The sequence below is a fragment of the Bradyrhizobium sp. ORS 111 genome, assembly GCF_045571485.1.
Lineage (GTDB): Bacteria > Pseudomonadota > Alphaproteobacteria > Rhizobiales > Xanthobacteraceae > Bradyrhizobium.
Window position 1 is genome coordinate 5,865,587 of record NZ_CP120701.1, and the last position, 12,676, is coordinate 5,878,262.

General features: G+C 60.3%; 10 protein-coding genes. 3 read left to right on the forward strand and 7 right to left on the reverse strand.

The window, feature by feature from the left end; genetic code table 11:
• Positions 1-22: 22 nt before the first annotated feature.
• Positions 23-895: an SDR family oxidoreductase gene (locus P6U30_RS27055; RefSeq protein WP_407165909.1), complete on the reverse strand. Its 873-nt coding sequence runs from the start codon at positions 893-895 to the stop codon at positions 23-25.
• Between the two features lie 464 nt (positions 896-1,359).
• Here P6U30_RS27055 and P6U30_RS27060 point away from each other — a divergent pair, with 464 nt between their 5' ends.
• Both P6U30_RS27060 and P6U30_RS27065 read left to right on the forward strand, forming a co-directional pair.
• Complete coding sequence (locus P6U30_RS27060) at positions 1,360-4,068, forward strand: FAD-dependent oxidoreductase (RefSeq protein WP_407165910.1); 2,709 nt, start codon at positions 1,360-1,362, stop codon at positions 4,066-4,068.
• 220 nt (positions 4,069-4,288) lie between these two features.
• Entirely contained in the window at positions 4,289-5,224 is a 936-nt protein-coding gene (locus P6U30_RS27065; protein ID WP_407165911.1) for a hypothetical protein, read from the forward strand.
• A gap of 1,148 nt (positions 5,225-6,372) precedes the next feature.
• Here P6U30_RS27065 and P6U30_RS27070 read toward each other — a convergent pair.
• Both P6U30_RS27070 and P6U30_RS27075 read right to left on the reverse strand, forming a co-directional pair.
• On the reverse strand, positions 6,373-6,783 hold the full coding sequence (locus P6U30_RS27070; RefSeq protein ID WP_407165912.1) for a hypothetical protein: 411 nt from the start codon (positions 6,781-6,783) through the stop codon (positions 6,373-6,375).
• 1,109 nt (positions 6,784-7,892) lie between these two features.
• The gene (locus P6U30_RS27075) at positions 7,893-8,042 is read right to left on the reverse strand and encodes a hypothetical protein (RefSeq protein ID WP_280983573.1); all 150 of its coding nucleotides are present in this window, start codon (positions 8,040-8,042) and stop codon (positions 7,893-7,895) included.
• A 305-nt stretch (positions 8,043-8,347) separates the two neighbouring features.
• Between P6U30_RS27075 and P6U30_RS27080 the strand changes: the two genes are divergently transcribed.
• A complete protein-coding gene (locus tag P6U30_RS27080; protein WP_280983572.1) occupies positions 8,348-9,154 on the forward strand; it encodes a hypothetical protein in 807 nt (268 codons plus the stop codon).
• Between the two features lie 451 nt (positions 9,155-9,605).
• On the opposite strand, the gene P6U30_RS27085 is transcribed toward P6U30_RS27080, so the two are convergent.
• The 4 genes from P6U30_RS27085 to P6U30_RS27100 are packed head-to-tail and all read right to left on the reverse strand — an operon-like array spanning position 9,606 to position 12,462.
• Positions 9,606-10,331, reverse strand: coding sequence for a toll/interleukin-1 receptor domain-containing protein (locus P6U30_RS27085; RefSeq protein ID WP_280983571.1), 726 nt, complete (start codon positions 10,329-10,331; stop codon positions 9,606-9,608).
• A 50-nt stretch (positions 10,332-10,381) separates the two neighbouring features.
• Complete coding sequence (locus P6U30_RS27090) at positions 10,382-10,579, reverse strand: hypothetical protein (protein WP_280983570.1); 198 nt, start codon at positions 10,577-10,579, stop codon at positions 10,382-10,384.
• A 33-nt stretch (positions 10,580-10,612) separates the two neighbouring features.
• On the reverse strand, positions 10,613-11,404 hold the full coding sequence (locus P6U30_RS27095; RefSeq protein WP_280985960.1) for a hypothetical protein: 792 nt from the start codon (positions 11,402-11,404) through the stop codon (positions 10,613-10,615).
• Entirely contained in the window at positions 11,404-12,462 is a 1,059-nt protein-coding gene (locus P6U30_RS27100; RefSeq protein ID WP_280983568.1) for a hypothetical protein, read from the reverse strand. The genes P6U30_RS27095 and P6U30_RS27100 overlap by 1 nt, the downstream gene beginning before the upstream one ends.
• Between the last annotated feature and the right edge of the window lie 214 nt (positions 12,463-12,676).

Genomic DNA, 12,676 nt, shown 5'->3' on the forward strand with positions numbered 1-12,676 from the left:
GGTTCATTCGCCCCGCGGCGGCTCACGGCCCATCGCCTGCCGCGCGCAACGCGGTCAGGCCCTCCCGAAACGTCGGATAGCGCAGCACGACGCCCAGCTCGTCACGCAACAACGTGTTGCGGACCCGCTTGCACTCGCTGAAGAAAGTTCGCGACATCGGTGTCAACTCCGCGCGCGCGTACGGGATATCCGGGGGCGGCGGCAGGCCGCAGAGCTCTGCGGCGAACGCCGCCACATCCTGCGGCGGAGCCGGCTCGTTGTCGGCGCCATTATAGATGGCGCCCGCCCGCGGCCGGCCGAGCGACGCCTCGATCATCTGCGCGATGTCCTCGACATGGATCCGATTGAACACATGCCCCGGCTTGACGATCCGTCGCGCCTTGCCTTCGGCGAGTTGAACGAGCTGGTTGCGGCCGGGGCCATAAATCCCCGCCAGGCGGAAGATGTGGACGGGAACGCGGTGCGAGGCTCCGAAGTCCAGCCACTGCCGCTCGACATCGAGCCGCCGGCGCGACGCGTCGCTCATTGGCGTCGGCACCGTCGCTTCGTCGACCCATCCGCCGCCGTGATCGCCGTAGACGCCAACCGTCGACAGATAACCGATCCAGCGCAAGCGCGAGGCCGCGGCCAGGTCGTCACGATAAACCTGCAGCACAGGATCCTGCTGCGCGGCCGGAGGCACCGAGACCAGCACGGCGTCGCTGTCCGCAAGCTCGCGCGCAATCGCCTCGTCGCGCTCGGCAGTTGCAAACAGCCGGATCGCATAGCCGGAGGCTGACAGCGGATCGGCCTTCGCCTGCGAGCGCACCGTTCCTGCAATCGCCGCGCCACTCGCCGCAAGCCTGTGCGCAACGTACGTTGCCGAATATCCCAGCCCGAAAATGAACAGCTTCATCCGCGATCCGCTTCACCATCCACGGGCCCCATCTGTCGATGAGGCACACCAATGCTCCGGGCTCACACGCACGAATGGTGAGCGGCGGGCGCCTCTCTATGCCACGGTTCAGCCCGTCTTCCCAAGCCGTGAACCGCAGCAAAACCGTTCGCCGGCATCGCTGTCCGATCGATCCTGCGGTGTCCCGTCTGCTTTCAGAGCGCGCAGCCACTTGGTTGCACACGCACCAATGATGGGGCCGCGACGAACGCGTCGTCCGATCGCGGCTCATCAATGGCATACGCTCGGCCGTTTGGCGGCGCCAACAAGGCCATACAGCAACATCGCTCACTTTGCGCCCGCGAAACTGCCACCGTAAGGCTGATGTAAGCCTCGCCGAGTAGCCTGATCGCACGTTTTGGCGGCTCGCAGGGGACGCAAATGGAATATTCGAAAGTATATTCAGCCTTCCGGAGCTGCGCGTTTTGAACCGAAGGCAATGGCTGGCCGGCGCGGCTGCTCTCCTGGCGAGCGAGCGAGGGTGGGCCTTCGGCATTGGTTCGTCCGAAGCTGGTGGCGACCGCCTCGATTCCGCCGGGCGAGCGGACAGCGGCAGCAATCCCGTCGTCCTGCCGAACTTCGCGTTCGAGCCCGAGACCGAGGCGCTAGCCGTCGCATGGGCTGCGACCGGCGCGACGATGACGCGCCGTCGCAAATGCACCTTCAACCGGGGCATCAGGCGGCTGAAGAACTTTCCCGCCGGCGATCCGGTCTGGCCGTGTCTCGTCCACCTCGGCAAGGCCGGGCCGACGCTTGCCGCGACAAGAATCAACATCAAGACCCCCGGCACGCATGACCTGACGCAGGTCGGCAACGTCACGCTGGTCGCCAACACGACCGTTGCGGCCTCTGAAGGCGGCTACTTCCGCATCACCGGCCTGAAGTCCTCCAGCTTGCCGCAGGCAAGCCACGCGGTTGGCGTCTTCTCCTCCTCGCCCGACGCTGTAGCCGACACGTCGTCTGAAATCGGCGCCAACGATTCGACGAGCGGCATCAGCATTGGGATCTGGAGCAGCGCCGCGGGCACGATGGCTGCGCGCTGCGGCGGCGCACATGTCACCGCCATCGGAAAATCAGCGGATTGGGACGGTCAGTATTTCAACGCGGTCTCAAGAGGCGGCGCTGCGAGCTTTCAGGCCTATCGCAACGGCCGCCTGATCGCCGATGTCGCGTCTGTCTCGCGGGCTTTGCCTGCACGGGAGATGTACCTGTTGGCGGCCAACGACAACGGGACGCCGTCCGGCAGCACCAGAGCCCTGTCCGGTTGGTTCGTCGCCAACCGCAATCTCACCACGGCGCAGATGCAAGAACTCAGCTCGGTTCTTGCGATGTGGCATCAGCTCATGTCCACCGCTGAACTGGACACCTATGAAGCGGGTTATCAGCCACAGAACGTCACCGCCTACGATGCGATCGTCTATGGTGCGACAGCGGCCGGCGTTCTCGCCGCGCGGTCGCTGGCTCGAGAGGGACATTCCGTCTGCATCGTAGGCGGCTGGCGCGACTACAACGTGGGCGGAGTCCCCGGTGTCGGCGGACTGGGTTGGACCGACAGCACGGCTCCGAGCGCGATCACGGGGCTGCCGCGATACCTCATCAATCGCACCCAAGCCCTTGCCGGCGATTTGGGCTGGACCGACGGCACTGCTCCAACGGAGTTCTCTGGCGTGGCGCGATACCTCACCAAACGCGTCAAGACGCTCTTCAAAGGTAGGTCCGACATCCATTTCGAGCCTCGCCATTTCGAGCAGGCCAACCGGGAGTTGCTTGACCCGTCGTTCACGGGCGGTGCCGATATCCCGGTCTATTGGTCAACCGGCGCGGTCAGCGCGACCGTCGTGGATGGGCAAATCACCGCCTTCACGACACGGGATGGCCGGACGTTCAGCGGAAAAGTCTTCATCGATTGCTCCTACGAGATGGACCTCGCTTATGTCGGCGGGTGCACCATGACGGTCGGCCGCGAGGCAGCCGGCACGGGCGCCGAGGCGGCGAATGGCTTCCGGGGAGTTCGGACCAGCTTTGGCACACGGCCGAACCAGGCGACCAATCATTCCGGCGCGACAGTCGACATCGATCCCTGGAACACGCCGGGCGACACGAAGTCCGGATTGATTGCCGGCGTGCAGGGCATCCTCACCGACGGCACCCCCGCGAACGGCTCGGCCGATGGCAAGGTTCAATCGATGGCTTATCGGCTGACATTGACCACGACGCCCGCTTACATGATCCCGTTCCCGTCAACTCCGCCCGCCGGCTATGCGACGTCGAAATATGAAATCCTGCTGCGCTTGTTCGCCGCCGATCCTAAGCTGGTTCTGACCGACATCTTCAATATCCAGCCGCTGGCGGCTGGCGTGTTCGATTTCAATGCCAAGAACATCATGTCGAGCGACTTCGTGGACCCGGTCTCGACCGAATACGCGACGGCAAGCTACGCTCGTCGCGAGGAGATCATCCAGCTCCACAAGGACTACATCCACGGGCTGTGGTACCTCCTTCAACACGATGCGGACAGCCGCATTCCCGCTGCGGTCCGCGCTTCGGCCCTGACCTACGGTCTCTCGGCGAAGCACTATGTCTCCCCGAATTGGGGCGATCAGCCAAACTTCAACAGCCAGATTTATGTCCGCTCGGGCCGGCGGATCGTCGGCGACTATGTGCTTACGGCTGAAGACCTCAACGCGGCGGATGGCACCACGCCGCGCTCGACCAAGACGATTGCGGTTGCAGCCTACGACATGGACAGTCACGCCATCGAATATCGGGCCTATTTCGACGGCACGAACTGGAAGGTGATCATCGAGGGCAATATCTACATCACCCCGACCAGCGGCGCCGACAAGAAGGCTCCGATTCCTTACGAATACATGTTGCCCAGGACGGGGGACCCATCGAACCTGCTGTGCCTGTTCGGCGGCTCGGCCACCAATGTCGCGATCAGCGAAATCCGCATGGAGCCGCCGTTCTGGCAGATGGGCCAGTCAGCCGGTGTTGCAGCCGCGCTCGCGATCGAGAACGGCGACAACAACGTGAAGAACCTTGCGGCCAACTACGCCAAGCTGCGCACGCGGCTCCTCGGAGTGAAGCTGCTTGCCGGAGAAGCCACGCTTTCCCTGCCCATGGTGAACTAATCTTAGCGCCACAAACAACCGCGTGGGGCTGCAATCTCCTGGAGCAATTTGGTGGCGGTCCACATCGCTCCCGCCCGATCATTGCGAGCGAAGCGACTTGTTCGCCGAAGCCCTGGCGAGGGCGGAAGCAATCCAACGGCGCGCGCAGAAGCGTGGGGTAGACATTGACCCGCCATGGATCGACAATACACTTCCGCTAGTTCAGTCCGGACGCAAAGTCATGGCGAGCTTCGTCCAGTTCTTGCAGCATTCTGACGTGTACGCCGCGCAAAGGTTCATGATCGTTCCTCGGGGAGGCTTCAACCTGGTCTGCCTCCGCGACAGCAAGGACGTTCGCCTATCGTATGATCGCGATCGATTACAGATTGACGATGTGCGCCTCGAGCACGTCGAACGCGTCGCTCAGGAATACATCGACACTCGCTTTAGGACGCAAAGAAGCCAGGAGCGCGAAGATCAGTCGCTGCGTCTGCGTACAGCGCTGTATGCCACCGCACGGCCAGAGGGCTCTGCCCGCGCCCTCAAGATCTCGGCCAAAGGTGCCGGTATTCCAGAACTTAGAGCCTTACGCGGCGGTACAGGCATCAAGCTGGAGGTCGCCATTCTGCCGCGCAAAGACTTCACGATCGCATTCAGATTCCTCAAGCACCTCGATCAATCGGGCAAAGTGATCAATGCCACGAAATGGACGCCGGATGACGTGCCCTGGTTCCTCACCAAGCTGAACTGGACGTTCGGGGCTCAGGCGAACATCTTTTTCACCGCAGTCGATGCCACATGGATTGCGGTGCAGAAAGCCCTGGGGGCAAAAATCTCGCGCGACGTGTTTCGAAGGGATATCGTACCGTTCAAGAGGCGCGACGCCGATCTCACATGCTTTCTCGTCGGCGACTATGACGCAATGGATAATGAGGCGGCCGGAGAGTATCTGCCTGATGAGCAGGTATGCGTGGTTGTCGACCAAGGCAATCCGCCCGTGTTCGACTATGGCGAAGCGTTCATTGGCGTCATGGCACACGAGGTCGGTCACTTTCTGCACCACAAGCGGAACATGCCCGGAAGTGGGCACCATGACCGGAGCGGTATTTTGCTTTCCAGCGGTATGGAAAGCTTATCCCTGGACAAGCAGTTCGTGAGCAACATCAACGCGTGGTGAGAGCGGCGTGGTGAGAGCGCTCGTTCTCGGCAATCTCTTCGGCACGTTGAGGCCACGGTTAGCGCCGGCAGTTCGTTTGAATGCCGAGCCTTGCAATGACGGCGTGAGACATTGAGCGAGAGCTATCCTCACCGTCATCCCGGCGCAGTGCGCAATTGCGCACTAGGCCGGGACGACGAAGGGAGAGGCCCGCCGACACGACCGGCCGCGGCATAGGGGTTCCGGCTTTCGTCGACGGATGGCCGGGCCGGAGAACCGCAGCCCACAGGGGGCACCGACCATGACAGGGAAACCCGCAAGCCGTGAATCGTGTAACGACCGCGGCCTCGGAAGCTGATATGACATTGGGGTGAAGCAGGCGTTGCCGGTTGACTTGGGAACCGCCAGCAATCAGAAAACGCCTGAAAATTGAATGGTCGGAGTGGCAGGATTCGAACCTGCGACCCCTGCGTCCCGAACGCAGTGAGTATCTTCTAAGGTATTGATATTTCTTGACGTGACAGTCGTTTCCGTCCCGTTTTGTTCACGGTCGTTTCACCCAATTCGTTGCGATTTCGTTGCGGCGTTCTTGAAGAAGAACGGAGCTCGGTGACGGTGGGCATCGTTGACTGAGCGGCGGGATCTACAGCCGAGGTTAACTGACCAGAAGGACCACCCTCGCGTGACTAATTGGTACGCTGGGGGCCGCGCGCCGTTTTCGCTGCTGTATCGGTGTTTGAGTCAGTGGTCCGCTGCACGCGCCACTATCGCCGGAGGCCTTCTTCGAAGCGGGCCTAACTTGCTCGGCACCCTTCATGGGCTTGCGAGGCCGCGGAGTAGGCAGCACCCGATTCATGCGACTAGTTGATTTGATAATTTTCAGGTAGCTGGGAAAAGCGTCGATTTCTTCTGCAGAGATCCTGGCTTTCGCAGCGCCAGTGCCGCATTGACCGAATGCGTTTGCATCAGTCGAAAAAACATCGGTGCGCGTGACGTCAACGCTCGTTCTCCCGAGTTCGGTTCGAGATCGCATGATGCGTCAATCTGCACGAAGCCGTGTCGCTGTTCCACCAGGGTCAATCGCGCCAGTAGTCGAAATATATCGCCCGGACGCACAACGCGAAGTGCGGTCGCCTGCGTCGGAGATTCGGGGTCTGGCGGCATTTGAATCATCGCGGCCCGTCCTTCTCCTCAGATCGTCGCAAGTAGGGCGCTGCCGAGCCCGCCCGCGGCCGCGATCGCCGCCAGCCCAATCGCACCGGATGATTCCGATTGCATTTCATAGGCGCACGGCCAGGATCGCGCCCGATGCACCGATCGGTTGTCCGTGCGAGTCCGCCGCCGCCACGGTTGAGCGCCGATTCCTGCACCCCGATGCCTTCGACGCAGGCAATCGCTTGAGCGGCAAATGCCTCCATAACCTCGACCACCGCAATCTGCGTCGCCGCGATCCCTTGCGCTGCAAGGAGGCTCTTTGCCGCCGCAATCGGCGCCGCGCCGGGCATGGCCGAGTCGCCGCCGCAGCGGGTCACCGATATGATCCGCAATGGCCGACTCGCGTTGAGCCGTCGGGCCATCATCTCGGAGGCCACCAGCAGGGCCGCTGCCGCGTCGCTTCGACCGCCATCGTCGCGCGCGTCACGCCGAACGCATTGTCGCCCGCAAGCGGTGCAAGACGTGTGCAGGTCGCCCCGTCAGGGCGCGAGGAAAAGTATCCTGCGACAGGTCGGCGAGCGGCGTGATCTCCTTCCAGGCCTCCTCGCGCGCGCCACCGCGTCATCAGGACGGGCACGAAACGCAGAATACGCATCGTTTACCTACGTCTTTCGCAGCGTCCGCGCTGCTGCTTCTCATTGCTACTCGACGCTGCCCCGCAAAAAGCTGAACCCACCGGAGGCCTCCAGCGGGTTCGTTTGGCTCGATGATACTCCGGTCAGTGCACTAGAGCGTGCGCAATGATGGCCGCTGCTAATGCGAGATTACCAACGTCCACCCGGATATTGAGGGTGGTAGTCATTGAGTTCTATCCTTTCGATTTGTAGGGCCGCTGCAGTAGCCCGAAGTAATCGAAGGTGACATCACCTGGTTCAACGCGGAGCCGTTTTTCCCGATCTGCCGCTAGCGCATGCATTCGCCTGTGCGGCTCTGGCGCCCATTGTGCTCAGGGGCGGTCCGCCGCTTTATCACAAGCGAATTGGCCGCTCCACTCGAAAATGCGTCTGTAGACCTACCGTCACAGGGCCGACCATCGGCGACCTTCCCCCCAAGCCTGCCGGCCCTAATCCATGCGCTCCGCGATAAGGTCATTGGTTTTATTGACCCCAGTCGGCAGGCCAGTATACCGAGCCAGCGTCTCGGCGTCGCCTAGGTGGTCCCGCTCCCTTCCTTGTCCCCTGTCAAAAGAACAGCTTGTCGCAGCCTCGGCGATAGCCCCAAGCGGGAATAAACGCCGGCAATAGGCCGGTTCTCCCTTATCAAGGACATGTGCGCGTCGCGTCCGCAAAAGCCACAGTAAGGGACAACGATTTGTCCCTTAAAGCGCGACACCGCTTGAAGGCCGATCACCAGCGCGTCAATGTCCCCAGCACAGCAGGGTCGAGCTTCGCCAGGACGACATCCGGTCGAAACGAAAAGTTCGGCGGACTGCAGAGAAGCGGCCGAGCAGGTCATCCACGATCCCGCTTACTTCTTAGTCGCCTTTGATCTGATCGACTCTCTTGGCTTTGAGAAGCGCCTTAACCAGCGCTCGCTTGCCGTTGCGGACCCTCAGCGTGTTCTCGCCTTGCGGCGTGACGGTGTAGAGAACATCGGCGATCGTTCTCGACTTTTTGTAGTCCATGCCGCGGAGTGGGGATCTTGGGCGGATTGTCGTCTATGAAAAGGCCCGACTTCAGCGGTTCGATTTCCTTTGTGAATCCGACATAGAGCTGTTCGTCATGGGCGCGTGCCACGGCGAATAGAGGTGCGACCGTTGGCACAGGTTGCTCGCTGGTCTCCCGCCGAGAAAGAGCGGCGCTAGCGCCCCGCTTCATTCAAGCAGGCCGGGGATGGGAGAACGGTACCGCAAGGGTGCCGCGTCCGGCTTGAACATTTCCGGATGCAACTTTAGACATTGCTTTTGACCGACATTTCGATTGGCTTGTAATGGCAAAACGGCCCGCATTTCTCAAGGACAGCTCGCAGTTCGACATTACGCGCACTCAATTCCGTAAGATGCGCAAGGCCGACAAGCGGCAGGCTATGATCGACTGGTTTCGCCAGAACTACGAGGACCCGGCCGAGCGCACGTCCTACGTATCTGCCGAGGGCGGCTACCTGTGGAATCGTGGCGGTCCATACGACGCGACCGAAGAACTCTATGAAAAGTTTGACGGCATTGCACCGCAGGCTCTTATCGAAGAAGTGATCTTCGAGGTGCAGAGGGACGGCATTCTCGAATGGGCTCCGAACCACGATGATCACCAAGACGACTACGATGGACCGGAGGAGGCGCGACCTTCATTCGAAGACTTCAGCGACGACCCGAACGATCGGTACGGCTCGCAGCAAGACCTCGAAGCACGAGAGCGGGCTCGCTACGTTCTCAAAGAACTACTCGACATGTTGGACCTGCCGAGGCCGGTCGGCATGGGCCACAACAACCCGCCTGAAACGCTCGATGATACGGAGATCGTCGAAAGTTTGCGCGAGCCCGTGGCAGCGCTGCACGCCGAATTAGGCGAGCCGAACCCGTCTATCTCATTGATCAAGAAGGCCGGCGAAGCGCTAGCGAAGACCGCGCTCGCATCAATCAAGTGGGGTGGCAAGAAGATCGATCTCGCAATTGACATCTCAATTAAGACCGGCATTCCGGCCGTTGGCGCTGTTGTCGCCGCGACCTACAACGATCAAATTCACAAAGCGATCGATGTTGTGATCTCTTGGTTAAAGATCGTCGCGCAGATGCACTGATGCTTATCCGCATGCGCATATCGAGCGATCGTGTTATAGTTCCAGGCATGTCTCAAACGGCCAACGCTCGGGCAGCAGCTTGCCGCTTTCTCATTGAAGAAGTGCCGTAAGACTCTCCGCTCTAAGAAGCACAGTGGAGCGAACACATGAAGCTGGTTCGCGCGGCCGCGCTTGACAAGCGCTCGTAGTCAGCGCCGAACTTATCCACGCATTGACGAGCGTTCGTCGCATGAGAGAATGACCGCAGGTGAAGTGAAGCGGTCTGACACGTCCCGACTCGGGCTATCAGCTAACGAAAATCACGCGCCTCTTCATTACTAGCTCTTCAAATCATTGACTTACGAATAGCTGATGGGTGTTAACGGGGGAGTGTCGTGGCAGAGCCATTTAATGCAAGTTGGAGTAGGAAGCGGTACCCATAGCTTCGCAGAACGTATACTCTGCGCAGTCTTCACGCAGCAACAGGGACGGTGACGAGCTCGGCGAGCTTGGCTGCGACATCGGACATCGGCATTTCCGCAGTGTCGAGGCCGTTTCGCGAGGCGAGCATAGGACTTACGTCGCGGAGAGCTTCGTACGTCGTGTTATGCACGATGGGAACGAGCTGGTCACGCGCCAGGAGTACCGAAAGCTCCTTGTCTGCCACGCCCGCTGCTGGAAGGCGCTTCAACAGTGCAGGCGTCACCAACACAATCCCCATGCGCGACTTGGCCAAGCCCTTGTCGATGGCGCGCATGAATGGCTCGCCGAGACCGATGTCCGTCTCGCTGAACCAGACCGAGATATTACGTGCCAACAGTAGATCGTACAGCTCCTTAGCGGCTCTTTGCCGATCGTCCCAAGCATGGCACAGAAAGATCTGCCGGAGGTCTAGCATTGTCGCGCGCTTCTCGACCGTTTCGCGGATTGGCGTGAGCGCACGAACCTCCTCAGGCGTGTAAAGCTGAGACGAACCGGCTCCCGACCAGTGAGGCTTTGTGTTGCGACTGGACCGGCCGCTACTGCTTCGCTCACCGCCACTGCTCCAGGACGAGGAGTAGGACGGAGAGGAATAGGATGAGGGTGAGTACGAGCTGTAGCCGCTATAGCGACCACCATACCGGCTACCACATGCGGGGCATTCTGCTGCCGCGCTCGCTGTGCGATGGCCTCTTACTGGTGCTGTGCATCTAGCCATGTCGGTCTCCACTTTTCTCCGCCAATCAGTCCATGGGTTCAAGAGCGGTTCTAGCCGCGCACCTGATTTGAAAATCCCTCGATCGCGTTGGGATCAAAATCTCTGCTGGTCATTCCAGCGATCTCACCGCCCAGAACCGACTCGTCTACCTCGGTGGCAGTGTGCTCGATCGGATACCCGCCAGCCCAATCAATCGCTTCTCGTGTAGCCCAACGGCGGGACTTCTGACTCGCATCGTCGAATGTCATATTTGGCCCACCGGTAGACGGTAACCTTCGCCATCACAGTCTCCTATTGTCCTTCTTGGACTTCTTCGGCTTCGCCGCTGCCGCCGACGCCGAATTCGCCTTGTTGATCATTGCCTCGCAGGAAAGGATCAATTGCCGGGCGTATGTTCGAGAAGCGTCAATCACGCTCTTTTTGCTCACACCAAGCCCCATGTAGAGCGAATGCACGACTGCTAGTGCCACGACGACGATGAGGCGCATGGTCGTATCGTCGTCGGTATCAATCGGCATCCGTCTGTCGAGCAGAACTCCACAGAGCAGGACGAGCGCAAGGTTCAGGGTGAGCGCAGGCCATTTCAACCCGAATAGATTGCGCCGAAAGCCATACGTTACGTTCTCGGCAAACAGCACAGCGAATTTCTTGGCATCGCGGGTATTCTCGCGCAGCCATGCTCCGCCTCGGTCATAGAATGCGTCGCCAGCTTTCACTTTGGCCTGTTCAGCTTCCTCGGTTGGAATGGGCAGATTGATCTTGGACGCATAAAACGCGCGGTACTGTTCTTTCGAGGCGGCATCGAACGTATCATCAGAGTAGCGGAGCATCGTGATCGACGGCTTCCCGCCAGTTTCCTCGTAAATGCGCTCTTCGATGCGCTTACCAATCCGCCGTGCAATGTCGGCAGACGCGAACACGAGGACAGGAATGGCGGTAGAGGCTACCACCGTCGTGAGGCCGAACCGGGACCAGGAAATCAGGATCGCCAGTGCAGCGAGGCCGGGAATGGTCGCGAGCAGCGCGGGATAGTAGCGAGCCCGTATGCTGTAGGCGTCAAGGTTCTTGAGCACTAATCGTCCTCTACGTCATGGGAGAACGGTTCGACGGAGAGCGGAACGCCTCGTGCGTCGAAGCCCCAGTGCAGGCGCATCCAGCCCGTGCGCCCCACTGAAACCGGGTACCCTCGCCGAATAAACGCGTTTGTGACCTTCTTGCGCGGGTGGTCTGGCTTCTTGGCCCCAACCATCACATAGGCACGCCCACGCGCTTGGGCGCCCCCGTTCGGCTCGCCTAGCAATGCATTCAAGACCGCAGGAGTGACATTACGGCGACTTCCTTGGTGTGGGATTTGGACGAGGTCGGGTGGGCTAAGCATCCCGAGAAGAGCCGCATAGTTCGCAGCTTCCGTAAGCGCCTCGGGGCCGGCGTCGGCAGTCAGAAGAACATTGTGGCTTTCATGGGAGACAAGCTGGACCACGCTCGTTTCGTTCGACGCCGAGGTTGCAGGAGGATTTTGGTCGAGAGTTTCGATGTAAAGCGTTTCTTTCAGCCGGTCGAGAACGCCCGTTGCGAGTTCAAACAGTCCCCGCGAGGCCGTGGCAGTGTCGCTCTTATAGGGCGGCGGCGTTTTGTCGAGATCGGGGATGAGCTTGATGTACCTTTCACGCGACGGCGCAAGCACCAGGCTAGGGCCGATCTGCGTGCCTCGGAAGACCTCTAGCGGCTCCATCCCACGGGCGCGGGCGAGGTTTTCCAGTTCAACGAGGTATTCGTGCTCGCCCCGAACGTAATCGATCCAGTTCTCCACTTTCCAATTTGGATGGAAGTCCCCGATGACCTCGTGAGCGTAGAGCCAGGGCCGGTTCATCCAAAGTTTGCCGACCTTGAAGCGCTCGAAGACCGGGATCAGGCCAGCCGCATGGTCATTATCCGCGTGGGAAACGATCATGTTGTGTATCGTGACATCTCGCCCGTAGTGGGCCTCGATATGGGCAATCACCTTGTCGCCAACGGAAGCATACCCGCCATCCGTGAGGTTCAGCCAGTACTCGTGGTTCTCGCCCCACTGGACAATAATCGCGTCCCCGTCGCTGTCGCCGACCGGCAGCAACTCAATTGCCAAAGACATACGTTCGCTCCCAAACTGAAGCTGAAAGTGGATTCGCCGTTCATGAATCCTAGGAGTATAGCCGCAACTGTTACGCGAGTCGCAACTTGAGGGAACCTATCCCCCGTTCGATTCCGACGCCCGGAATCTCATTCGCCACGTGTGCCGGTTCGACAGATGCGTAGCATTCTGTTTAGCGCCTTCTACCCAGGCACAGAAAGCAACGATATTTCAA

Excerpts from the sequence above, each read along its gene's own strand:
- P6U30_RS27085 (WP_280983571.1), bottom strand. The coding sequence starts at position 10,331 with ATGGCTAGATGCACAGCACCAGTAAGAGGCCATCGCACAGCGAGCGCG.
- P6U30_RS27055 (WP_407165909.1), bottom strand. The coding sequence starts at position 895 with ATGAAGCTGTTCATTTTCGGGCTGGGATATTCGGCAACGTACGTTGCG.
- P6U30_RS27090 (WP_280983570.1), bottom strand. The coding sequence starts at position 10,579 with ATGACATTCGACGATGCGAGTCAGAAGTCCCGCCGTTGGGCTACACGA.
- P6U30_RS27065 (WP_407165911.1), top strand. The coding sequence starts at position 4,289 with ATGGCGAGCTTCGTCCAGTTCTTGCAGCATTCTGACGTGTACGCCGCG.
- P6U30_RS27100 (WP_280983568.1), bottom strand. The coding sequence starts at position 12,462 with ATGTCTTTGGCAATTGAGTTGCTGCCGGTCGGCGACAGCGACGGGGAC.
- P6U30_RS27080 (WP_280983572.1), top strand. The coding sequence starts at position 8,348 with ATGGCAAAACGGCCCGCATTTCTCAAGGACAGCTCGCAGTTCGACATT.
- P6U30_RS27070 (WP_407165912.1), bottom strand. The coding sequence starts at position 6,783 with ATGATGGCCCGACGGCTCAACGCGAGTCGGCCATTGCGGATCATATCG.
- P6U30_RS27075 (WP_280983573.1), bottom strand. The coding sequence starts at position 8,042 with ATGGACTACAAAAAGTCGAGAACGATCGCCGATGTTCTCTACACCGTC.